The following is a 23904-nucleotide window of genomic DNA, read 5'->3' as shown; positions in this document are numbered from 1 at the left end:
TTCAGTCGATCGCGGATGAACACATGTCGAACGGGCTGGCCGCCGCATGGCCGACGACCGGGATGATTTTCAGCGTGGCTGAAGTGAGCCGGCAGGGCAGCGCGGCAACGGCGCAGCCGCCGAGCGGCAACAGCGCCGCGCCGAGCGCGAGCCACACAGCGGCGCGGGTGAAACGCGCAAGGATTCTCGGAGTCGACACGCGGGCCTCGGCAGATCAGGCCGTCGTATTGACGTGGTGACCGACGAGGCCCGCGGGCGCCGGAGGCTGCGGCTGCGTTGCGGAAGCCGTGGTTTGCGCCGCGCCGCCGGTACTTGCGGAATTGCCTGCAGACGTGGGCTTTTCCGTCGTTTTGGTGGGCGCGACTGCAGGGAAGTGGGTCGAACTGAGGTTGCCTGGAACGGTCATGATGAGCCTCGCATGGTTTGGCGGAATGTCGGTCTTGCGCCGTCTATGCCGGACAGGGCCGTTAAGCTCTTGCGGCGTGTGGCGCTACGTATTGCAGGACGAATCTTCGCGCCGCCGGGGCCCTGGCGATGCACGAAGAAAGACGCGCTTTCCGGCGGTTCTTACGACCGGTTTCGAACGATTGCCACTGCTTCCCAGCGTGCGCAAACTGTTTCCGGAAAGCGGCCTGCGGCATGAGAACGCCGTTCGACGCAACGCGCGACGTTGGCGACCGCGTGCTCGTCGCGGCTGCCAGCCGCGTTGCCAACTGCGTTGCCAAATATGGCAGTGGTGAAATATGCTGTGAGCCTTGGGTGACGGGACTTACGCGCCAACGCGCCGATTTTGCGCAGCGCCGGGTAAGCATTGGTAAGAAAACAGTCGGCCGCGCGTTGCGCGCGTCAGTCTAGAATTTCGCCATGAATCCACAGGTCCTTATCGTCGACGACGATCCGGTCGTACGCGATCTGCTTTGCAAGTTCTTGCAGTCGAACGGCTTCGACGCGTCGGTGCTGCATGACGGCACCCATCTCCAGCGCAGGCTCGAACGCGAACGGCCATCGGTCGTCGTGCTCGACATCATGATGCCGAACACCGACGGCCTACGCGCGCTTACCGCGTTGCGCGCCGCCGGTGACGACATTCCGGTGATCTTCGTCACGGCGCGCGGCACGGTGGCGGACCGCATAGTCGGGCTCTCGCTCGGGGCAGACGACTACCTGACCAAGCCGTTCGATCCGCGCGAACTGCTCGCGCGCATCCACACCGTTCTGCGCCGCCGCGGCCCTTCAACCACCAGTGCACCCGAAGCGCGCAAACCGTATAAGTTCGGTCCGTTCGAACTGGACTTCGCCACGCGCTCGCTGTCGCGTGCGGACTCGAAGCTCCCGTTGCGCGACAGTGAGTTCGCGCTGCTGAAGATCTTCGTGAACAATCCCTATAAGGTGTTGTCGCGCGTGCTGATTCACGACCTCGTGCATCGCGACAATCTCGCATTCCGCGACCGCAGTCTCGACGTGCCGATCTGGCGGCTACGCCGCGTGATCGAGGACGATCCGTCCAATCCGTGCTATGTGCAAACAGTGCGCGGCAAGGGTTACGTCTTCGTGCCCGACGCAGACGGCACACCGTTCTCCGACGAGGCTGCCTCGAACGCATGAGAAACCCGCTGAACACGCTGTTCGGCAGAATGGCGTTGCTTTCGACGGCGGTGCTCTTCGCGATTCAGGCCGGCTGGTTCGTTCTCGTGGTGATGCAGCCGCCGCGTCATGAAGTCGACGGCTTTGCGCGCGGCCTCGTGCTGGTGCTGCAGGCGATCAACGGTGAGCCGATCAAGGGCGCCGCCCTCGCGCCCGCCATGCGCGTGCATCTCGTTCCGACCTGGAACATGCCGCCGAGCATCCATCTGCACGAACCGACGGAACGTCTCGTCGCCGACCTGGCGCGGCGCCTGCGTGACGATCTCCCGCCCGGCACGAAGATCGCCGTCGACGACCTGCGTCCGCCGCAACTGTGGGTGCTGTTTCCCGGCAAGTCGAACTGGGTGGTGCTACCCGTTGACCTTCCGCCGCCGCCGCGCTTTCTGATCGAATCCGTTTCGATGCTGGCCGCCGCGCTCATCCTGTCGCTCTTCGCGGTCTGGCAGATGCAGCGGCCGCTGTCGCGCGTCGCCGATGCCGCGCGTGAGTTCGGTTCGGGTGTGCGGCCACAACCCGTCACAGTGCAAGGTCCGCGAGAACTGCGCGATCTGATCGGCTCGTTCAACGACATGATGCGGCGCCTGAACGAAGCCGGCGACGATCAGGCCGTCATGCTCGCCGGTGTCGCGCACGACCTGAAAGCGCCGCTCACACGCCTGAAGTTGCGCGCGAGCGTGCTGGTAGAGGAAAGCGAACGTGCGGGCTTGATACGCGATGTCGACTCGCTGACGAACATCGTCCAGCAGTTTCTCGAATTTGCCGGCCAATCCGCTGACGCGGGGCCTGCAGTAGAGGTCGACGAGTTCCTGCGCGAACAGTTTTCCGCGAGCGACGGCTTCGCCGAACACACGGACAGCGGCGACGGCATGGACAGCACTTCCAGCGCCGGGGAGACGCCGCTCTTCGCGCTCCATCTGCGCGCCGGCCCGGCGTTCACGCTGCCGCGCACGCTGCTTGACCGGCTCGTGACGAACCTTGTCGATAACGCTTTGGAACATGGCGCGCCGCCCGTCGACATCGCCACCGAACGCGGCGACGGATATTGGCTCATCCGAGTGCGCGACCATGGCGCGGGCATTCCCGACGAGCGCATTGCCGCGGCGATGAAACCGTTCGTGCGGCTCGACGCCGCGCGGGGCGGCGAAGGACATTGCGGCCTTGGCCTTGCAATCGTCGCGCGGCTTGCGCACGACCGCGGCGGACGTTGCCATGTACGCAATCACGCGCAAGGCGGCCTGGAGGTATGTATCGAACTGCCGGCGGCGTCTGCCGCGACCGCATAAGGCGCAGGCTTTTGCTGCGAATGAGCGCCGCGACCGATCCGCTTACGTCACCTTACCGGATCGTCTATCGCGTGGCCGGCGGCCGTATAGTCGGCCCTGGCAACCTCGATGCCGCCCTTCTCAGTCCGCCCGCTTGTTCGGGGCGGATTTTTTTTGCCCACGGTTTGATGCGTGCGGTTTATGCGCGGATTTGTCCGGCTCCCGGGAATGACTTTCCCTGCGCGCCTCAAACGACGAGCCGGCTGCGCAAACTCTCGATAGCCGACTCCGACACGCCAAGGGCTTCGGTCAGATAGCGCGTCATCGTGCCGTAGCTTGCCTGCACCTGATCGAAGCCCGCCTGCAGATAGCTTTCCTGAACGCCGAGCAAGGGCTCCTGGATCGCGGCGAGCGCGTCGCCGTCCTGCGCACGCAACGTCTCTTTCTGCGACCTGATCGCCTGTGCGCGATAGACGTTGCTCAGCAGGTAGTCCTGCATGATGACGTCGAGCGGCACGTTAGCAATGCTCTGCAACAACGCGGCAACCCAACCCGCGCGATCCTTACCGGCGTTCGAATGGAACAGCTGCGCGCCCGCGCCATCGGCCAGCTGACGTAGCAGCGCGCCGTAGTTCGCCCGTTGCGCGGCGCCGGTTACATAGGCGCGAGCCTCGGACTCCATGAACGCGGCCGCGCCGCCCGCCGAATTGAAGGCGGGCGTGATGAAGTCGCGAGCGCCAAGTACATTCAACGTCTGCGATACGGTGGCACGCGGCAGGATATCTGCCGTCCGCTCGATCTCGCCTGGCGTGCGCAAATCGAAGATGGCGGCAATGCCGAGACTTTCGATTTCGGTCTGGTCAGCCACGCTGAGCGCGAGCACGTTCGCGCGAAAGAACACGCCTCGGCGCATCGTTTTGCCGTCGGCAGTTGGATAGCCTGCGGCAGCGCCCGCGACATCGCGGAAATTATCGACCGAGGCCAGTCGCGGCGTCTCGCCCTGCTCAGTATCCAGGTTGCCGCCGCCGCACGCGGAGAGCAGCGAAGCGCCGATACCGGACGCCAGCAGCACGCTTGCGGAACCCTTCAGGAACGTCCGGCGCGACCCGCTCGCGGCAAGTTGGCGCGCGGGCACGGCCACGTGCGCAAAGTGGCGGCGAGGCTCCGGGCAGATTTTCGCGGTGGCGGGCATTAGGCGATCAGATGTGGCAGGCGCGAGTGTGAGCAAACAATGTGCAGCCGATGCGCTGCGTGCGCAGTGTAACGGTGTTCATTATCTTTTTGGTTACGGCGTATTAGTTCGTAAGCAACGGCTTTCGCGAGCTTTCGCCGTCTTGCATGCATCGGCTGGTATGCCGTCCAGCGCCCCCCTCGCCGGATCCGTTTCTTTCGCATCTCGTCTGTTGTCCGCTGCTTACCCGTTGTTGCCATGATCGCTGCCAATTTTGACCACAACTGGCCGCATGTTGCCTCGTCCCCGTAGAATAGAAACACCTCCCACGAGCCGCCGGCACACAAAAAACCAGGAGAACACAACAAACATGCCTTCTCTCCAATGGTTCACCGAACTGACGCAGCGGGAACGCCGCACCCTGTACGCCGGTTTCGGCGGCTATGCGGTCGATGCGTTCGATTTCATGATCTACTCGTTCCTCATTCCGACGCTGATCGCGACGTGGGGCATGACCAAAAGCGAAGCGGGCATGATCGCCACGAGTTCGCTCATCTCGTCGGCGTTGGGCGGCTGGCTCGCCGGCATTCTGGCCGACCGGTACGGCCGCATCCGCGTGCTTCAATGGACGATCGCCACCTTCGCGCTATTCACGTTTCTGTCGGGCTTCACGCATTCGTTCTGGCAACTGCTCGCCACACGCACCCTGCAAGGAATCGGCTTCGGCGGTGAATGGTCGGTCGTGACGATCATGATGGCCGAGACGATCCGCTCGCCGCAGCATCGCGCGAAAGCCGTGGGCACCGTGCAAAGCAGCTGGTCGTTCGGCTGGGCGGCGGCGGCCATCGTCTACTGGGCATTTTTTGCGTTGCTGCCCGAACAGTATGCGTGGCGTGCGTGCTTCTGGATCGGTCTGCTGCCCGCCGCCTGGATCATCTACATTCGCCGCAACGTCAGCGACCCCGACATCTATCTGCAGACGCGCCGTGCACGTGAGAGCGGTTTCGAAACTGCGCATTTCCTGCAAATTTTCTCGGGGCCGCACTTGCGCATCACACTGCTTGGCAGCGCGTTGTGCACCGGCATGCTCGGCGGTTATTACGCGATCACCACGTGGCTGCCCACCTATCTGAAGACCGTGCGTCATCTGTCCGTGTTCAACACGAGCGGCTATCTGATCGTGTTGATCGTCGGCTCGTTCACCGGTTATATCGTGGGCGCGATCTTGTGCGACAAGATTGGACGGCGCGCGTCCTTCATTTTGTTCGCGGTCGGCTCATTCGTGCTCGGCATGGTCTACACGATGCTGCCGGTCACCGACGGCATGATGCTTGCGCTCGGATTTCCACTCGGCATCGTCGTGCAAGGGATTTTCGCGGGTGTGGGCGCCTATTTGTCGGAGCTATATCCCAATGCGATTCGCGGCTCCGGGCAAGGCTTCTGCTACAACCTTGGGCGCGGCTTCGGCTCGTTCTTTCCGATTCTCGTCGGCACACTTTCGCAGGGCATGTCTCTGGTGAAGGCAATGGGCATCGTCGCCGGTGCGGGTTATCTGCTCGTGATCGTCGCCGCGTTGTGCCTGCCCGAAACCAAGGGCAAGGTGCTCGGCACGGCCAGTCCTGCCGCCTGACTTTGTCGCTGATTTCTGGCGCTGATTCCTGCCCACTAAGCACATGAAAACGATTGTTCTGGGAGGCGGCGTGATCGGCGTCGCTACCGCTTTCTACCTGCGCCAGCAAGGCTGCGAGGTCACGGTGATCGAGCGGGAGCCGGACGTCGCGCTCGCCACGAGCTTCGGTAACGCGGGTGTGATCGCGCCCGGCTACGTGACGCCGTGGGCCGCGCCGGGCATGCCGACGAAGATCCTCAAGTACCTGTTCAAGCCAGCGTCGCCGCTGATCTTCCGTCCTACCCTCGACCCGGCTCAGTGGCGCTGGATCGCGCGCTGGTTGCGCGAATGCGACCTCGAACGCTTTCGCGTCAACAAACAACGGATGCAGCGCATCGCCTATTACAGCCGGGACTGCCTGCACGAATTCCGCAGCCGTCATCCGTTTGATTACGGGCGCAGCCAAGGGTATCTGCAACTGTTTCGCAGCGAGTACGACGTCGAACTCGCGCAACCGGCACTGGCTGTGCTGCGCGACGCGGGCATCGCATATCGGGAAGTGAACCCCGCGCAATGCGTCGATATCGAGCCGGGTTTGCGCTGGGCGCGCGCGACTCCGGTGTCGGGTATTCATCTTCCCGACGACGAAGCCGGCGACTGCGCCCGCTTCACGCGCGAATTACGAGCTATCTGCGAGCGCCACGGCGTGCAGTTTCGCTTCGACACGCGCGTGACATCGATCGACGTGCGCGGCGGTGCGGTCCGCGGTGTGCGTGTGGAAAGTGAAGCCGGTGGACGACCGGACGGTGCAAACGGTGCAAACGGTGCAAATGGCGCAACTGGCGCAACTGGCGCCGCTGAAATCGTACAGGCCGATAGCGTCGTGGTGGCGCTGGGCGTCGACAGTGCGGCGCTGCTTGCACCGCTCGGCGTTAAGGTGCCGCTCTATCCGGTGAAGGGATATTCCGCAACGCTTCCCGTGATCGATGATGAGAAAGCCCCACGGGCCGCGCTCATGGACGAGTCGCTCAAGACAGCCATCACGCGCTTTGGCAACAACCTGCGGGTGGCGGGCACGGCCGAGTTGGGCAACCGGCAGACCACGCTGCGCGAGCAGGCGCTACAAACGCTGATGAAAGTGCTGGATGACTGGTTTCCGCATGCCGCCGCGCCGACGTCCGCACACTTCTGGGTGGGTCGCCGCCCAATGACGCCCGACGGCGCGCCATTGCTCGGACCTTCGGGCATCGACAATTTGTGGCTCAACCTCGGGCACGGCTCGACGGGCTGGGCGATGTCGATGGGCTCGGCGCGGGTGGTCGCCGATCTCATCACGCAGCGCAAGCCGGAGATCGATCTCAACGGGCTCACGTTGGCGCGTTATGGGAAGTGACGCGGCGAGCTGAATCACAAGCAGCACATATGAAAAAACCGGGTCACCCTGTCGGGTGCCCGGCTCTCTTTTTACCGCTTTGATGTGCCTTCTGCACCGCTTAACGGACGACGCCGTTGCGGCAAACCAGCGGCGACGTTTAGCGCGGCAGGTCCGAATGCCCCATCAGGAAAGCGTCGACCGAACGTGCGCACTGACGGCCTTCGCGAATCGCCCACACTACGAGCGACTGGCCGCGGCGCATATCGCCGGCAGTGAACACCTTGTCCACCGACGTGTAGTACGCCTTGTCACCTTCGGTGGTGGCCCGCACGTTGCCGCGCGCGTCCTTGTCGACGCCGAAGGCTTCCAGCACAGGCGACACCGGTTGCGTGAAGCCCATGGCGAGCAGCACGAGGTCGGCCTTCATTTCGAACTCGGAGCCCGGCACTTCGACCATCTTGCCGTCCTTCCATTCGACGCGCGCCGCAATCAACTTCTCGACTTTGCCGTTCTTGCCTTCGAGGCGCTTGGTCGCGACAGCCCAATCGCGCGAACAGCCTTCCTCATGCGACGACGACGTGCGCAGCTTGATCGGCCAGTACGGCCACACGAGCGGCTTGTTCTCTTCTTCCGGCGGTTGCGGCAGCAGTTCGAACTGCGTGACGCTCTTCGCGCCGTGACGATTCGACGTGCCCACGCAGTCCGAACCCGTATCGCCGCCGCCGATCACGACGACGTGCTTGCCCTTGGCAAGCAACTGGTTCGGGACTTTGTCGCCGGCATTGACCTTGTTCTGCTGCGGCAGGAATTCCATTGCGTAATGGATGCCTTCCAGTTCGCGGCCCGGCACCGGCAGATCGCGCGGCGTTTCCGAACCGCCGGCTACCACGACCGCGTCGAAGTCTTCCTTCAACTGGTCCGGCGTGATGGTTTCCTTTGCGGTGTTGCCGATGTGGGCCGGCAGCGAATCGGCCTTACCCACGAACACGTTGGCGCGGAACGTCACGCCTTCGGCTTCCATCTGGCGCATACGGCGATCGATCAGCCACTTCTCCAGCTTGAAGTCGGGAATGCCGTAGCGCAGCAGACCGCCAACGCGGTCGTTCTTCTCGAACACCGTCACATCGTGACCGGCGCGCGCGAGTTGCTGAGCGACCGCCAGACCGGCAGGACCGGAACCGACCACGGCAACCTTCTTGCCGGTCTTGTGCTTCGGCGGCAACGGCGCGACCCAGCCTTCGGCCCATGCCTTGTCGATGATCGCGTGTTCGATCGACTTGATGCCGACCGGATCGTCGTTGATGCCGAGCGTGCACGCCGCTTCGCACGGCGCCGGGCAGATGCGGCCCGTGAACTCCGGGAAGTTGTTCGTGGAGTGCAACACCTCGATCGCCGTCTTCCAGTCCTGTTGAAAAACCAGGTCGTTGAAGTCCGGGATGATGTTGTTCACCGGGCAGCCGTTGTTGCAGAACGGAATGCCGCAGTCCATGCAACGTGCGCCTTGAACCTTCGCTTCGTCGTCGGTGAGTGCGGCGACGAATTCCTTGTAGTGCTTCACGCGTGTGAGCGGAGCTTCATACGCCTCGTGGCGGCGCTCGAACTCGAGAAAACCGGTTGCCTTGCCCATGTGGTTCTCTTCTCTATCTGTATCTAGGGGGTGATCTGAACCCGCCGCAGCGCGCCGTTGAACGGTCGCGCGCGGCAGGTACGGCTAAAGGTGACGTCTCTGTGCGAAAGCAGTCGAGCGGTCTGCGCTCAGGCGGCGAGAACTTCTTTATTCGCCTTCTTCGCTGCCATTTCGCCCAGCGCGCGCTTGTACTCGGTCGGGAACACCTTCACGAATTGACGGCGCGACGCGTCCCAGTTTTCGAGCAGCGCTTTTGCACGCGGCGAGCCCGTGAACTGGAAGTGACGTTCGATGAGACCCTTGAGCAGCGCTTCGTCGGTCGTGCCGGCGTGCCACAGGCTCTTGTCGACCGTGCGCTCCTGTTCGGCCTGCTGCAGAACCGGCTCGAGCGCAACCATCGACTTGTTGCACTTGCCCGCGAACGTGTTGTCCGGGTCGTACACGTAGGCGATGCCGCCCGACATGCCGGCCGCGAAGTTACGGCCGGTTTCGCCGAGCACGATGACCGTGCCGCCCGTCATGTATTCGCAGCCGTGGTCGCCCGTGCCTTCGACAACCGCCGTCGCACCCGAGTTACGCACGCAGAATCGCTCGCCAGCCACGCCGCGGAAGAACGATTCGCCTTCGATCGCGCCATACATCACCGTGTTGCCGCAGATGATGTTCTCTTCCGACTTGCCGCGGAAATCGTTCGTGGGACGGATGATGATGCGCCCGCCCGACAAGCCTTTGCCGACGTAGTCGTTGCCGTCGCCGACCAGATCCAGCGTGATGCCCTTCGCGAGGAACGCGCCGAAGCTCTGACCCGCAGTACCCTTCAACTGGATGTGAATGGTGTCGTCGGGCAAGCCGTCGTGGCCGTACTTCTTCGCGATCGTGCCGGACAGCATCGCGCCAACCGTACGATTGACGTTGCGCACGGGCTGTATGAACGACACGTGCTCGCCGTTCTCGATGGCCGCCTTCGCCTTCTCGATCAGCGTGTGGTCGAGCGCGCGGTCCAGACCGTGGTCCTGGTCTTCCACATGCTTGCGCGCGACTTCAGCCGGCACTTGCGGCAGATAGAACACGCGCGAGAAGTCGAGACCCTTCGCCTTCCAGTGCTCGATGCCCTTCTTCGTGTCGAGCAGTTCGGCGTGACCGATCAGGTCGTCGAACTTGCGAATACCCAGTTGCGCCATGATTTCGCGCGCTTCTTCTGCAACAAAGAAGAAGAAGTTGACGACATGTTCCGGCTGGCCCTTGAACTTGGCCCGCAGCACCGGATCTTGCGTCGCGACGCCGACCGGGCAGGTGTTCAGGTGGCACTTGCGCATCATGATGCAGCCTTCGACGACGAGCGGCGCCGTCGCAAAGCCGAACTCGTCGGCGCCGAGCAGCGCGCCGATCACGACGTCGCGGCCGGTCTTCATCTGACCGTCGGCCTGCACGCGGATACGCCCGCGCAACTGGTTCAGAACCAGTGTCTGCTGCGTTTCGGCGAGACCGAGTTCCCACGGCGTACCGGCATGCTTGACCGACGACAGCGGCGACGCGCCGGTGCCGCCGTCGTGGCCTGCGATCACGACGTGGTCGGCCTTCGCCTTGGCGACGCCCGCTGCGACCGTGCCGACACCGGATTCCGACACCAGCTTCACCGACACGCTAGCCGCCGGATTTGCGTTCTTCAGGTCGTGAATGAGCTGCGCCAGATCTTCGATCGAGTAGATGTCGTGGTGCGGCGGCGGCGAAATGAGACCGACGCCCGGCACCGAGTAACGCAGCTTGCCGATGTACTCGGACACCTTGTGGCCCGGCAACTGGCCTCCTTCGCCCGGCTTCGCGCCCTGCGCCATCTTGATCTGGATCTGATCGGCCGAGGCGAGGTATTCCGCCGTCACGCCGAAGCGGCCCGACGCGACCTGCTTGATCTTCGAGCGCAGCGAATCGCCTTCCTTCAACGGAATGTCGACGATCACCTCGTCGCCGATCACGGACTTCATCGTGTCGCCGTTCTTGATTGGAATGCCGCGCAATTCGTTGCGATAGCGGTTTTCGTCTTCGCCGCCTTCGCCGGTGTTCGACTTGCCGCCAATGCGGTTCATCGCAACCGCCAGCGTGGCGTGCGCTTCCGTGCTGATCGAGCCGAGCGACATTGCACCGGTGGCAAAACGCTTGACGATTTCCTTCGCCGGTTCCACCTCGTCGAGCGGAATTGCCTTGGTCGGGTCGAGCTTGAATTCGAACAGACCGCGGAAGGTCATGTGACGCCTGGTCTGATCGTTGATCAGGTGCGCGTATTCCTTGTACGTCTGATACGAATTGCTGCGCGCCGAGTGTTGCAGCTTGGCGATCGCATCCGGCGTCCACATGTGTTCTTCGCCGCGCACGCGGTACGCGTACTCGCCGCCTGCGTCGAGCATGTTCGCGAGGATCGGGTTGTCGCCGAACGCGTCGCGGTGCAGACGGATCGCTTCTTCCGCAACGTCGAAGAGACCAATGCCGCCGACCTTCGACGAGGTGCCCTTGAAGTACTTTTGCACGAGATCTTCGGCAAGGCCGACTGCTTCGAAAATCTGCGCGCCGGTGTACGACATGTAGGTCGAAATGCCCATCTTCGACATGACTTTCTGCAAGCCCTTGCCGACAGCCTTCGTGAAGTTGTAGACGGCCTTTTCCGGCGACAGGTCGCCCTTCAGGCCGGCTGCGAGCTGGCCGAGCGTTTCCATTGCCAGGTACGGGTGCACGGCTTCCGCGCCGTAGCCGGCCAGCAGCGCGAAGTGGTGCGTTTCACGCGCGGAGCCGGTTTCGACGACGAGACCCGTGCTGGTACGCAAGCCTTGCTGCACGAGGTGCGTATGGATGGCCGCCGTGGCGAGCAGCGCCGGAATCGCGACGTTGTCGCGGTCGGTCTTGCGGTCGGACACGATCAGCATGTTGTAGCCGGACTTGACGGCGTCGACAGCTTCCGCGCACAGCGACGCGAGCCGCGCCTCGATGCCTTCCTTGCCCCACGCAACCGGATAGCAGATGTTCAGCTCGTACGAGCTGAACTTGCCGCCCGTGTACTGATCGATCGCGCGGATCTTCGCGATGTCCTTGAAGTCGAGCACAGGCTGCGACACTTCGAGACGCATCGGCGGGTTGATGTTGTTCGTGTCCAGCAGGTTCGGCTTCGGTCCGACGAACGACACGAGCGACATCACCATGTTTTCACGGATCGGGTCGATCGGCGGGTTCGTGACCTGCGCGAACAGCTGCTTGAAGTAGTGATAGAGCGTCTTGTTCTTGTTGGACATGACCGCGAGCGGCGAGTCGTTGCCCATGGAGCCGACCGCTTCTTCGCCGGCTTGCGCCATCGGCGCCATCAGGAACTTGAGGTCTTCCTGCGTGTAGCCGAACGCCTGCTGGCGATCCAGCAAAGCAGCGGCTTCGCGGCGCTCGGTCGCGACGTCTTCGGCCTTCGGCTCGATCTCGTCGAGCTTGATGCGCACGGCGTCGATCCAGCTCTTGTACGGCTTGGCGTTCGCGAGGTTGTCCTTCAGTTCCTTATCGTCGATGATGCGGCCGTGTTCCATGTCGATCAGGAACATCTTGCCCGGCTGCAGGCGCCACTTCTTGACGATCTTCGACTCAGGGATAGGTAGCGTGCCCGCTTCCGACGCCATGATGACGAGGTCGTCGTCGGTGACGATGTAGCGCGCCGGACGCAGCCCGTTACGGTCGAGCGTCGCGCCGATCTGGCGGCCGTCGGTGAACGCGATTGCAGCGGGGCCGTCCCACGGCTCCATCATGGCGGCGTGGTATTCGTAGAACGCGCGGCGGTTGTCGTCCATCAGCGTGTGCTGTTCCCAGGCTTCCGGGATCATCATCATCATTGCGTGGACGAGCGGGTAGCCGGCCATCACCAGCAGTTCGAGACAGTTGTCGAACGAGGCAGTGTCCGATTGGCCCGGATAGATCAGCGGCCAAAGCTTCGGCAAGTCGTCGCCGAGCACGTGCGACGCGATTGCGCCGGTACGCGCGTTCAGCCAGTTGACGTTGCCCTTCACCGTGTTGATTTCGCCGTTGTGGGCGATCATCCGGTACGGGTGAGCCAGTTCCCAGGCGGGGAACGTGTTGGTCGAGAAGCGCTGGTGCACGAGCGCGAGCGCCGAAACGGTGCGCTCGTCCTGCAGGTCGCGGTAGTACACGCCGACCTGACCTGCCAGCAGCAGTCCCTTATAAACGACGGTGCGCGCCGACATGGACGGCACGAAATATTCCTTGCCGTGCTTGAGCTTGAGCGCCTGAATGCGGTGGCTCGCGGTCTTGCGGATCACGTAAAGCTTCCGCTCCAGCGCGTCGGTCACCATGATGTCCTTGCCGCGACCGATGAAGATCTGGCGGATCAGCGGCTCGCTCGCCTTGACGGTCGGCGAAATCGGCATGGTGTGGTCGACCGGCACATCGCGCCAGCCGAGCACCACCTGGCCTTCGGCCTTCACCGTACGCTCCAGCTCCTGTTCGCAGGCGAGACGCGACGCGTGTTCCTTCGGCAGAAACACCATGCCGACGCCGTATTCGCCGAACGGCGGCAACGTCACGCCCTGCTTGGCCATTTCCTCGCGATAGAAACCGTCCGGAATCTGGATCAGAATGCCGGCACCGTCGCCCATCAACGGATCTGCGCCGACGGCGCCCCGGTGATCGAGGTTCTCGAGAATCTTCAGGCCTTGCTCGATGATCTCGTGGCTCTTCTTGCCCTTGATGTGGGCGACGAAGCCGACGCCGCAGGCGTCATGTTCGTTTTGCGGGTCGTACAACCCTTGGGCGGCGGGTACCGGGTGAACCGGTTGCTGGCGATCGTTCATGGGGACACCGTCTGTGAGGGGCCGACAGGCCGTTAAACCGTTTTTCTATTGCCGCACGTGCACACCCGCAACGGCTGAGACGCCTTTGACGCTGCAACGTACACAGTTCAAAAACGCCGGAATTCGGAATATACGCGACGAATCAATGGAATAGCAAATAAAACGTTATGGTCGATCCCTAATTATCAGTTTGGTGCATTGCGGGTATTTTTTATTGGTGCCATATCAAATATGGGCAAAATAAAACGGCATGTCGTGATGCCGTTTGAAAGACAAACAATTGATTCGATTCGCTTATTGCGCCTGCGGAGTCTCCCGGACCTTGCGAGGCCGACCACGAGGCAGCGGCGATACGCGCCGGTTCGCCGCCCGGGCCGCCCATTCACGGTACGTGTCGCTGCCGAGCACCCAGCCTTTCAGCGTGGCCTGCTGAAGCTGGCTTGCCTCTCGTTCGTCGAGCGGCTGCTCGCACAACTCGCGGTACGCGCGCTGCCGCTCGAACGGCGTATTGCCGAGTGACCAGTAGAGCGGATGGTCGGTGATCAGGCTGTCGAGCGTGAGACCGATGTGATGACGGTAACTCGACCACCGGTAGTCTTCTGGCGCGCTCGCGAGTTGCATGCGCACCGGGCACATTTCGACGACGCGGCTCGCCAGCAGAAAATACCGCTCGCCCTCGATCACCGTCGCGCGATAGCGACCTTCCCACAACGTGCCACGTCGCGCGTAACGGCGGTTGAAGTGCGCCACGTAGCGGCGCCCGACCGCCTGCATCGCTTTCGGCAGGCTCGACTCCTCCGTTGGAGTGACAAGCAGTTGGACCGCGCCCGGCATCAACGCATAAGCGTGGATCGATAAGTGATGATCGCGCGAAGCCGCTTTCATACAGTCGATGAAGAGTTCGTAGTCCTGGTCGTCGACGAACGCAGGCTGCTGATCGAGTCCGCGGAGGATGACGTGCTGCGGCTGGTCAGGAACATAAAGACGTGCAAGCCGTGCCATGCTGAAGTATCCGATAGTCGCGTTGGTACATACCCGAAGGTCCAAAGAGCCGCATGCGCCGGAGGTTCGACGCGGCGCGGCCAGGCCAGGAAGCGCGCCCGGCTTAGGGAGAAAACTCTAACCGGCGCGTATGGTTAGTTTCAAACGTTGTGGTCATAATGAGCGGGCCTTTTTTGGAGGAGCACATATGAAATTAAAACAGGCCGTAACGGGGATCGCAGTGCTAGCCAGCATGACAACAGCAGCACACGCGCAATCGGCCGGTAGCTTTTTCGTCTCAACAGGCTGGTTCCATCTTGCGCCTCAATCGAGCAGCCAGCCCCTGCGAGTAACGAGCATTGGCGGCAGCCCGACCAACATCACAGAAGCCAATACCGGAGCCTCACTGGGTTCGGCCGACACCATCGGCTTCACCGCGGGTTACTTCATTACCGATCACATCGCCACCGAATTCGTGATTGGCTATCCGCCTTCGTTCGACCTGAACGGCACCGGTAGCCTCGAACAATTCGGCAAGCTGGGTCAGGCGAAACAGTGGAGCCCAACGCTGCTGTTCAAGTACTACTTCAACGCTCCCACTGCCACATTCCGTCCGTATCTCGGTATCGGCGTGAGCCGTATCTGGTTCACCGACGAGAAGATCACCAACGGAGCATTCCAGGCGAACGTCCTGCATGGTCCGACCAGCGTGACTACGGATAGTTCGTGGGAGCCGGTGTTTAATGCGGGTTTCACTTACGCGTTCAATCAGCACTGGTTCGCGGGCGTGTCGGTGTCGTACCTGCCGCTCAGCACCACGGCCAAACTGAACACGCAGGCGCAGACGCCGGTCGGTACGCTCAATGTGCAGTCGCAGACCAAGATCAAGCTGAACCCGATCGTTACCTACGTCAACATCGGTTACCGCTTTTAACACGGCTTGTCACACGGCTTGTAACACCGTTCTTCACGCGTGGAATGCTGTGGTTTAGGGTAGTCGAATTCGCGGGGCTTGAACAACGCCGTCATTTATCCAATGGCGGCGTTTTTTATTTTGTGCCGCCGTGGCAGCAGCGCGCCGCCTTTACCGATGCAGCGCGCCGCGGCCTCGGCGCGTTTGTAAAACTGACCCGCAAGCGTTGTGCTTCGTGCAATATCTGCTGACGATTTTCGCTCTGCGGCACCGTACGCCGGGCATTGGGGTTTGGCACCGAAGTTGCGTCCTGCTGGTGTTTCCTGCGTTGCGATGTGGTTTAAGCGTAACCGTGAACGTGGGCCTTTTTTACCCTCATCGACGGAGCGACTATGACAGCACTTCCGAATACGCGAGATGCCCTCGGCGAATCCTGGACCAGCACGAGCCGCCGCGCGCGGCGTATTGCCCGCCACAGCCGCGACGCGGCTGAAGACATTGCAGGCGAACTTCGCACGCTAATGTCGGAGCTCGAATCCACGCTGGCCGAAGGAACCCAGGCCGATGCAGTAGCGCTGCGCGGCAAACTGCGCAAGCAGCTCGACAACGCCCGCGCCCGCATGAACGACACGCGGGAGGCCGTACGCGAACGCGCGAATGTAGCGCTCTCGGACGCGGACGACTATGTGCATGAAAATCCGTGGCAGACGCTCGCGATTGTCGGCGGCGTCGCGCTGATCGCAGGCGCGTTGTTCGCCTCGCGCATGCGCTGAACGTTGCGCTGAGCCGGGCGCCGAATGTTGCGTTAAAGCGCGCATGAGCTTGCGCGGAGAAGAGCGCTCAGCAGTGTGGCTCAAGCGCGCGGGTGGGCTGCATGGCATTAGCGTCCCGTTGCATCGACGCTTTGCAGCCCAGTGGTAAGAGACCGCCATCCCAGGCGGTCTCTGCCGTACCTCGTGTGCCGGACTCAGCCGACTCGCTTCCTGCCGTGGCCCTCGCTTGCCACGGCTCGTGCTCGTTCAGTTATCGTCGATCACGAAGAGACGCTGATACTCCTTCAGCGCGTATCTGTCCGTCATGCCTGCGATGTAATGCGCGATAAGCCGAGGTTGCTGCGCGGCGTCGGTAGACTGGTAGCCCGGCGGCAGCAGCCGAGGGTCTTCTGTGAACGCGTCGAAGAGACCGACGACCACGCGGCGCGCCTTGTTCGCCATCCGCATCACGCGGTAATGGCGGTACAGGTTCTTGAACAGAAAACGCTTGAGCGCTGCAGCTTGTGCTGCAACCTCTTCGCTATGCGCGACGAGCGCCGGCGCGGCGCGCACTGCGTCGAGCGAATCCGGTGCATGACGGACCAGATTGAGCTTCGTGGTATCAATGAGATCGACGATCAGCGTGTTGATGATGCGCCGCACAGTCTCATGGATCAGCCGGCGGCCTTCGATCTGAGGAAAATCGCGCCGGGCAGCTTCATAGTGTGTTTGCCACAACTCGACTTCGGCGAGTTGCTCGACGGTCAGCAAACCAGAGCGCAAGCCGTCGTCCACGTCGTGATTGTTATACGCGATCTCGTCGGCCACGTTCGCGATCTGCGCCTCGATGGACGGCTGGCGTCCTTCGAGAAAACGCTCGCCCAAAGCACCCAGCCGCCGCGCGTTCTCGCGTGAGCAATGCTTGAGAATGCCCTCGCGCGTTTCGAAACACAGATTCAGGCCGTTGTACGCGCCGTAATGCTCTTCGAGATCGTCAACCACCGCGAGGCTTTGCAGATTGTGCTCGAAGCCGCCGTGCTCGCGCATGCATTCGTTCAGCGCATCCTGGCCCGCATGCCCGAAGGGCGTGTGGCCGAGATCGTGCGCAAGTGAAATCGCTTCAACCAGGTCTTCGTTGACACGCAGGTTGCGCGCCACGGAACGCGCAATCTGCGCGACTTCGAGGCTGTGTGTGAGACGCGTGCGAAACAGGTCGCCCTCGTGATTCACGAAAACCTGCGTCTTGTATTCGAGCCGGCGGAACGCCGTTGAATGAACGATGCGGTCGCGGTCGCGCTGGAATTCGGTGCGGGCGCTCGGCGGTGCTTCCGGATAGCGGCGCCCGCGCGAGAGCGCCGAATGCGCGGCATACGGCGCGAGGTGCGCTTCGAGCGCTTCCTGCGTCGGGACGCCGAGCGCTGCGGCGTTCGCCGCGGATTCCTGCTTTACATCGTCGCTGCGCCTGTCTGTCACCGGGTTCTCCGAAACATGGGCGGCGCCGGTCGACGCCGTGCGCGGCGCCTCGCTGCCAAAGCCGGTCTTCAGACAGCGGCGGCCAGCGTGGCGTGCACCTCGGCGTCGGGCGCCTGGGTGATGAGCGTCTCACCGAAACGCTTCAGCAGAATGAATTTGATCGCGCCGGCTTCCGCTTTCTTATCGACCTGCATCAGTTCGACATAGCGCGATTCGCCGAGCGCCGGCGCGCGGGTCGGCAGGTGCGCGGCGACGATGACGTCGACGAGCCGCTTGCGCGACGCTTCGTCCAGATAGCCAAGGCGCACTGACAGATCCGCAGCCATCACCATTCCGCAGCCGACCGCCTCGCCATGCAGCCACTCGCCGTAGCCAAGTCCGGCTTCGATCGCGTGGCCAAACGTATGGCCGAAATTGAGGATGGCGCGCAGTCCGCCTTCGCGCTCGTCCTGCGCGACCACGGACGCCTTGATTTCGCACGAGCGCTTGACCGCTTCGGCGAGGGCTTCCGGCTCGCAGCGATTCAAAGCCTCGACATTGGCTTCGATCCAGCGGAAAAAACCGGCGTCTGCAATGGCGCCCGTCTTGATGACCTCGGCCACGCCCGCCGCCAGTTCGCGCGCGGGCAGCGTGCGCAGCGCGCCGATATCGGCGATCACAGCCTGCGGCTGATAGAACGCGCCGATCATGTTCTTGCCGAGCGGATGATTGATGCCGGTCTTGCCGCCCACCGACGAATCCACCTGCGAGAGCAGCGTAGTCGGCACCTGAATGAACGGCACGCCGCGCATGTAGCAGGCAGCCGCGAACCCCGTCATGTCGCCGATCACGCCGCCGCCCAACGCAATCAGTGTGGTCTTGCGGTCGGCGCGCGAGCCGAGCAGTGCGTCGAAGATGAGGTTCAGCGTTTCGAGGTTCTTGTGGGCCTCGCCGTCCGGCAAGACGACAGTGGACACCTGCTTGCCGAGCGGCGCGAGCGAGGCGCGCAACGTGTCGCCGTAAAGCGGGTCGACGGTGGTATTGGTGACGATCGTGACCGAGTTGCCGGCGATGTGCGGCGCGAACAGCGCGGTCTGGCCGATCAGGTCGGCACCGATATGAATGGGGTAGGCGCGGTCGCCCAGTTCGACATTGACGGTAATCATACGGCCCATTATGACGCAGGATGTTTGGCGACGCCGGCCATCTCGAGCTGCATCAGAACCATATTGACGAGTCCGTTGACGGAAGGCCGGCCGGTTTCGATCACAAAATGCGCGCATTCGCGGTAGAGCGGATCGCGTACTTCGTAGAGCGCTTCAAGGCGCGCTTTGGGGTCTTCCGTCTGCAGAAGCGGGCGATTTTTGTCGCGCCGGGTCCGCAGCCACAGGTCGTGCGGATTGGCGCGCAGATAGATCACCACGCCCCGGCTTTGCAGCGCCTGCCGGTTTTCCGGCCGCAGCACCGCGCCGCCGCCGGTCGCGAGCACGATTTTGTCGCGACCGGTGAGCTCGGAAATCACGCTCGCCTCACGCTCGCGAAAGCCGGCTTCGCCCTCCAGCTCGAAGATCACAGGAATGCGCGCGCCCGTGCGCGCTTCGATTTCATGGTCTGAATCGAAAAACGGGCGATCGAGACGGCGCGCAATGGCCCGGCCCACGGTGGTTTTTCCTGCCCCCATGAGCCCTACAAAAAATACATTGGCGTGTGCGTCCCGCGCTTGCAACGGTGTCCTCTGGCTAATCCGGTATGGTTCGTGCCGCAGCTTACTGGCAAAGCGGCTGCCTTGTCGAGCCTGCGCGCCGCCGCTTTTGAGCGGCGGCAGCGTGCCCCTAATTCGTCTGAACGACGCGCGGCGTGATGAAAACTGCCAGTTCGCTGCGCTGGTCGCGATGAGCCCGATGGCGGAAAAGCGCACCTAGAATCGGTATTTTGCCCAGGAGCGGCACCCGAGTCACATCGTCCCGGCCGTCGGTCGCGTAAATTCCTCCAATCGACACCGTACCACCGTCTTCCACCTCGACCCGCGTTTGCACGTGCTTCGTGTTGATTGCAGGCCCGGCGTCGGTCTGTTCGCCGACGCTGTCCTTCGCAACATCGAGGTCCAGCACCACGCGGCCGTCCGGCATGATCTGCGGCTCGACCTCGAGCTTCAGCGTGGCGCGGCGAAATTGCACACCCGATACGCCCTGCCCGACTTTCGCCTGATAAGGCAACTCAGTGCCTTGTTCGACCACCGCCTTCATCCGGTCGGCGGTAACGACGCGCGGACTTGAGACGATTTCGCCGCGCCCCTCGGCCTCCAACGCGCTCAGCTCGACGTTCAGAAGCCGCGTCGCGCCCGCCGCGAACAGCGTCAAGCCGGCCGTCGCCGCGTCGAAACCCGCAACCGGGCGGGCAGACAGATCGTAGACGAGACCGTCCTTGCCGCCGCTCAAACCACGCGTGGTGCCGTCGGCGTTCGTACCCGCCATAGAAAGCCGCACGCCGAGATTGCGAGAAAAACCATACTCACCTTCGACGATGCGCGCCTCGATCAGCACCTGGCGCGTCGGCCGGTCGACGGAAGCAAGCAGCGCGGCAATCTGCGCGAGGCGCCCCTCCAGATCCGTGACGAACAGTAGATTGGTACGCGGATCGGCGGTCACCGCGCCGCGTTTGGACAACACCCGCTGGTTCCCCGAGCCTGTCAGCAGGCGCCGCACGTCCTCGGCGCGCGCGTAGTGCAGCTCGAACGTGCGGCTTGCGAGCGGCTCGAGATCTGCCGTCCGCGCGTGCGCCTCGAAGCGCTGCCGCTCGCGCGCGGCCAGATCGGCGATTGGCGCAACCCAGACCACGTTGCCGTGGCGCTCCATGGCGAGACCGTTGACGTCGAGCAGCGTGTCGAACGCGACGCGCCACGGAACCTTGTCGAGGCGCAGTGAAACGGCCCCGCGCACTCTCTCGCTCGCGACGATGTTCAAGCCGGTGAACTGTGCGAACGCATTGAGCACGGCACCGAGTTCGGCGCGCTGAAAGTTGAGCGAAATCGGCTTGTCGTCGGCGGCGAGCGACGCGTCATCGGCGGTTTTCGGCGCGCCACTCAGACGCGCGAGCGGAGGCAATGGCACCGGCGGGCCTTCGAGCGCCGACGCGCTCGCGCCGGCATGGCCGGCGGCAGCGGCAGGTTGCCGGCCGAGAGGCACTGAGCCATCCGCGTCGTCCATTGCATCGTCTGTGCGGCTTTGCCGGGCCTCCGTCGGCGTGCGCGAGACGGCGGTGGCATCCGCGGAATCCTCGCGGAACGGGTTCGGCGTTTCGGAGGCTGAACCGCGAGGCAGCGGCGGCGCATTGTATGGCGAGTCGGACGATGCCACCGCATCGTCGAGCGGCATGTAGGCAGGCAACGGAGGCAGCGATGGAATCGCAGCACCTGCCGCGCCGGTGGTTAGCGCCGCGCCGAGAAACAAGGTCACCGACAGTCCCACGCGAACGCGGGCACGAACACTCAAGACTGCGGCAACACCGATAGATGCATGCCGGTCGCCGCGCAATAGCTCCGTTATGCTCATGACGAAGCCTCCGCGAGATCGAGCGTCCGCGTTGCAGCGCCTTTGGCGAGCGTGATGCCGAACGTGTCGAAGCGCGTGACGCGCTCGTCGCCGATCTGCTGGCCGGACGCGACAGTGGTCGCGCCCTCGGGCGTATCGAACAATGCGAGCCCGCGCGCGCGATCGTGCAGCAATCCGACAAGACGTAGTTGCGGCTGTCCGGGCAAATCGACAGTCGCCTGCATTTGAGCGGGCGAGAAAGGATCGAAGAACACCACATCTTCTTCGTCATCCGAATCAAGGCTCGCGTCGGCAAGCTCCTGCGTCGTGAGGCTGGCAGGCGCCGGGCGTAGACCGCTGTACACGCGCAGCGCCGCGCTCACCGAAAGCGCAGACCCGTCGCGCTTGATGACGACGTCGACGGGAACCATCAGCACCGGCAGTTCGACCAGTCCACGCATGAATGACATCAGGTGAATGAAGTCGGTGCGCGCGGCAAGCTGAAGCGGACGCTCGCTCTGAGCGCCCGTTCCGCTCGCGGCGCCGGGCTCGACCGCCAGTAACGCCACGCCGTTCTGCGCGGCGAGTTCCGAAACGACGCGCACGTCATCGGCCGAAGTCCATTGCTTCGACGCGCGCGAAGCAGTGGCTATGGCCGCCGGGGTGGCGTCTGACGCCGTGTCTTCGCGACGCAGCGACGGCAATTGCGCAAGCGCTCGCCTTGCGTCGGCTAGATGCTCCGCGCTTGCAAGTAGCGCCGCGCGGCTCGCTGCCAGACGTCCCAGATCGGCCACGATCCAGCCGTGCGCCCCAAGGCTGAACACGACGAGCGCAATCAACAACGCAATCGCCCAGCGGCGACGCGGGCTCCAGGTGTGAAGCGGCGCGCGCAGACGTTTGATCGCATGCGACAGCGACACTCGTGGCCGCGGCACGCCGCTAAATCCGGCAAATGTCGTACTCATTTCGAACCTCCAATGTGCCCGGCTTTTGCTATTTGCGATGCCGCGACGCCAGCGCGTTTGTCTGTCATGTTCGCAGCGCCCTCCCAATGCAGGCGAGCGCCGAACTCAAATGCAGCGGCTGCTCCTGCGCTTGCATTCGTAGCTGGACTCGCATGCGGCGACGAGCGATGTGACTCGCTCATTTCCGCACCTGTCACGCCGGGAATCCCACCGAGACGCTTAAGCCACTGCGCAGAATCGATATGCGCTCGCGAGGTCGCCACCAGTTCCGTCTCGTGCTCGCGCTGGCGAAGCTGCTGCAATAGAACGCCGTCGCCGGGTTCGAAACTCAGCGCGTCGAGCAAGTCGCGCAGATACGTGAGCGGCTCGGACAAACGCTTCGCGCGAGCGGCCTTGTCGCGTTGCTCGTCGCGCGCCCGTAGCAGGCGCGCATGCTCGGCGAGCGGCGCGGCGAGTTGCGCAAGCGACTGCTCGATCGACGCACGCTGTGACTCGAGCCGCGCCTTTTCTATCGCCTGATATCCGGCTAGCGCAAAGACCGCTGCGCAACCGGCCAACGCTGCAATCGCCAATGTCAGCAGACATCGCCGACGCGCGAGCCGGGCTTTGCGTTGTCGATGAGGCAGTAAATTGAAGCCGCCGAGCCATGGCTTGACAGGACGCACGGCGCGCCGCCCGCGCATGTCGCGCCCGACATGAACTCGCGCCGCCGCGTTCAAGCGGCCTTCATCGAAAACCGCGGCGCTCATTCGAATACCCCGCGCAATGCGAGCCCGAACGCGACGGCGCCCGCCGCTTCATGCAGAAGCGGATCGTTCAATTGACGCGCTACAGCGCCCAGCGCCGCGCACTCGAACGGCAGGACCGTGCAGCCCAGAACGTCTGCGATATCCGCGATCGAGAAGCCAACGCCCTCCAGCAGTTCCACCTCGCCGCTCACGAGCGCGCAGTCGAGCATCGGACCATGCGCGAGGTCGCGCAACGCGTCTGCGAGATCCGAATGCTCCGGCGCGGGGTAGTGCATCTCGGCTGCGATGGTGTCGTCGACGAGACGCCAGCCATGCACGCCGTCCGTGCCGATCCATAACGCGACATACGGTTCGTGCGGATCGAGTTCATGACTCGCCGCGTAGCGCATGGCCCGCAGCGCAGCATGCGGTTCGCCGTCGATCGCTGTGAGCGATATGCCCGCGGCGGCCGCGCATTCGATCCGCGCTTCGAGATGTTGACGCCCGGTCGCGGCAATCGTCACGGAACGAGCGAGCGACGGCCTGTCGTCGACGAACCAGTCGACAGCCAGCGCGTGCCGCTCGAGACCTGCGATGCGTTCCACTTCGTTCATGACTGCAGGTTCGAGTTCGGCGAGTTCGTGCCCGCCGTCTTCCGCGCAACCGCTTTGCATCGCGAGCCGCGCGAGCGGCACAGTGGCGGTCAACGTTGCTGATGCGGGCACGGCCATCGCGCATCGCAACGCCTGTGTCGCGCACGAGTGAGGCATATCGGCGAACGCGTCGCGCAACGCGCGAGCGACTGACTGCCGGTCAGCGATCTCGTTGCCGGCCATCGCATTAGCAGGAAGCGGCACCGTGCACGCATACTCGATCTGCATCGAAGCGCATGCGCGTGCACGCTGGCTCACTACGACGAGCCGCACGTTTTGCGAACTCACGTCGATACCTGCAGCGAAACGCTGCACCCCTGCCTGCACGGCTTCAAGCCATGAATTTCTTAACGTCATCACGCCCTCCCTGAGACTCACGCGGCGAACCATTCGAGCGCGAGTAGCGAGAG

The 23904-nt window shown here is 63.3% G+C and carries 20 protein-coding genes; 7 read left to right on the top strand and 13 right to left on the bottom strand.

Annotated features, from left to right (window positions below):
* Position 1: 1 nt before the first annotated feature.
* Both H281_RS36190 and H281_RS36185 read right to left on the bottom strand, forming a co-directional pair.
* Complete coding sequence (locus H281_RS36190) at positions 2-199, bottom strand: DUF6726 family protein (protein WP_084690199.1); 198 nt, start codon at positions 197-199, stop codon at positions 2-4.
* 15 nt (positions 200-214) lie between these two features.
* The gene (locus tag H281_RS36185; protein ID WP_084690197.1) at positions 215-406 is read right to left on the bottom strand and encodes a hypothetical protein; all 192 of its coding nucleotides are present in this window, start codon (positions 404-406) and stop codon (positions 215-217) included.
* A 458-nt stretch (positions 407-864) separates the two neighbouring features.
* Between H281_RS36185 and H281_RS0128915 the strand changes: the two genes are divergently transcribed.
* Positions 865-1605 (top strand): response regulator, encoded by a 741-nt coding sequence (locus H281_RS0128915; RefSeq protein WP_020070618.1) that lies wholly within the window; start codon positions 865-867, stop codon positions 1603-1605.
* Positions 1602-2927, top strand: coding sequence for an ATP-binding protein (locus tag H281_RS0128910; protein WP_020070617.1), 1326 nt, complete (start codon positions 1602-1604; stop codon positions 2925-2927). Before H281_RS0128915 ends, H281_RS0128910 begins: the two co-directional genes overlap by 4 nt.
* Before the next feature lie 226 nt (positions 2928-3153).
* Here the strand turns inward: H281_RS0128910 and H281_RS0128905 are convergent, their stop codons facing one another.
* Positions 3154-4098: a tyrosine-protein phosphatase gene (locus tag H281_RS0128905; RefSeq protein ID WP_020070616.1), complete on the bottom strand. Its 945-nt coding sequence runs from the start codon at positions 4096-4098 to the stop codon at positions 3154-3156.
* 349 nt (positions 4099-4447) lie between these two features.
* On the opposite strand from H281_RS0128905, the gene H281_RS0128900 reads away from it, so the two are divergent.
* The gene (locus H281_RS0128900) at positions 4448-5707 is read left to right on the top strand and encodes an MFS transporter (RefSeq protein ID WP_020070615.1); all 1260 of its coding nucleotides are present in this window, start codon (positions 4448-4450) and stop codon (positions 5705-5707) included.
* A 43-nt stretch (positions 5708-5750) separates the two neighbouring features.
* Positions 5751-7079 (top strand): D-amino acid dehydrogenase, encoded by a 1329-nt coding sequence (locus H281_RS0128895; RefSeq protein ID WP_020070614.1) that lies wholly within the window; start codon positions 5751-5753, stop codon positions 7077-7079.
* 139 nt (positions 7080-7218) lie between these two features.
* Here the strand turns inward: H281_RS0128895 and H281_RS0128890 are convergent, their stop codons facing one another.
* From H281_RS0128890 to H281_RS0128880, 3 genes are all read right to left on the bottom strand, one after another.
* Positions 7219-8688: a glutamate synthase subunit beta gene (locus H281_RS0128890; protein ID WP_020070613.1), complete on the bottom strand. Its 1470-nt coding sequence runs from the start codon at positions 8686-8688 to the stop codon at positions 7219-7221.
* Positions 8689-8816: 128 nt separating this feature from the next.
* Positions 8817-13520: a glutamate synthase-related protein gene (locus H281_RS0128885; protein ID WP_027805038.1), complete on the bottom strand. Its 4704-nt coding sequence runs from the start codon at positions 13518-13520 to the stop codon at positions 8817-8819.
* Positions 13521-13814: 294 nt separating this feature from the next.
* On the bottom strand, positions 13815-14522 hold the full coding sequence (locus H281_RS0128880; RefSeq protein WP_020070611.1) for a transposase: 708 nt from the start codon (positions 14520-14522) through the stop codon (positions 13815-13817).
* Between the two features lie 187 nt (positions 14523-14709).
* Here H281_RS0128880 and H281_RS0128875 point away from each other — a divergent pair, with 187 nt between their 5' ends.
* The 3 genes from H281_RS0128875 (at position 14710) to H281_RS0128865 (ending at position 16187) form a co-directional block, all read left to right on the top strand.
* On the top strand, positions 14710-15435 hold the full coding sequence (locus H281_RS0128875; RefSeq protein ID WP_020070610.1) for an OmpW/AlkL family protein: 726 nt from the start codon (positions 14710-14712) through the stop codon (positions 15433-15435).
* A gap of 44 nt (positions 15436-15479) precedes the next feature.
* Complete coding sequence (locus H281_RS0128870; RefSeq protein WP_020070609.1) at positions 15480-15665, top strand: hypothetical protein; 186 nt, start codon at positions 15480-15482, stop codon at positions 15663-15665.
* Positions 15666-15806: 141 nt separating this feature from the next.
* Positions 15807-16187 carry a DUF883 family protein gene (locus tag H281_RS0128865; RefSeq protein ID WP_020070608.1) on the top strand — a complete coding sequence of 127 codons (381 nt, stop codon included), beginning with the start codon at positions 15807-15809 and terminating at the stop codon, positions 16185-16187.
* 246 nt (positions 16188-16433) lie between these two features.
* Here H281_RS0128865 and H281_RS0128860 read toward each other — a convergent pair whose 3' ends face one another.
* From H281_RS0128860 to pilM, 7 genes are all read right to left on the bottom strand, one after another.
* Positions 16434-17639 carry a deoxyguanosinetriphosphate triphosphohydrolase gene (locus H281_RS0128860; protein WP_020070607.1) on the bottom strand — a complete coding sequence of 402 codons (1206 nt, stop codon included), beginning with the start codon at positions 17637-17639 and terminating at the stop codon, positions 16434-16436.
* Between the two features lie 68 nt (positions 17640-17707).
* Entirely contained in the window at positions 17708-18784 is a 1077-nt protein-coding gene (gene aroB, locus H281_RS0128855) for a 3-dehydroquinate synthase (RefSeq protein ID WP_033379725.1), read from the bottom strand.
* 8 nt (positions 18785-18792) lie between these two features.
* Positions 18793-19344: a shikimate kinase gene (locus H281_RS0128850; RefSeq protein WP_027805037.1), complete on the bottom strand. Its 552-nt coding sequence runs from the start codon at positions 19342-19344 to the stop codon at positions 18793-18795.
* Between the two features lie 106 nt (positions 19345-19450).
* Positions 19451-21169 (bottom strand): type IV pilus secretin PilQ, encoded by a 1719-nt coding sequence (locus H281_RS0128845; protein ID WP_020070604.1) that lies wholly within the window; start codon positions 21167-21169, stop codon positions 19451-19453.
* Positions 21166-22113 (bottom strand): hypothetical protein, encoded by a 948-nt coding sequence (locus tag H281_RS0128840; RefSeq protein ID WP_020070603.1) that lies wholly within the window; start codon positions 22111-22113, stop codon positions 21166-21168. The genes H281_RS0128845 and H281_RS0128840 overlap by 4 nt, the downstream gene beginning before the upstream one ends.
* On the bottom strand, positions 22110-22862 hold the full coding sequence (locus H281_RS0128835) for a hypothetical protein (RefSeq protein WP_020070602.1): 753 nt from the start codon (positions 22860-22862) through the stop codon (positions 22110-22112). Before H281_RS0128835 ends, H281_RS0128840 begins: the two co-directional genes overlap by 4 nt.
* Positions 22859-23851 carry a type IV pilus biogenesis protein PilM gene (gene pilM, locus H281_RS0128830; RefSeq protein WP_027805036.1) on the bottom strand — a complete coding sequence of 331 codons (993 nt, stop codon included), beginning with the start codon at positions 23849-23851 and terminating at the stop codon, positions 22859-22861. Before pilM ends, H281_RS0128835 begins: the two co-directional genes overlap by 4 nt.
* Positions 23852-23904: the final 53 nt, after the last annotated feature.

Source organism: Paraburkholderia caledonica, from assembly GCF_000383275.1.
In the GTDB taxonomy this organism is placed as follows: Bacteria; Pseudomonadota; Gammaproteobacteria; order Burkholderiales; family Burkholderiaceae; genus Paraburkholderia; species Paraburkholderia caledonica.
Note: the sequence above shows the minus strand (reverse complement) of the source record. Positions and strands in the feature narration are given on the sequence as shown.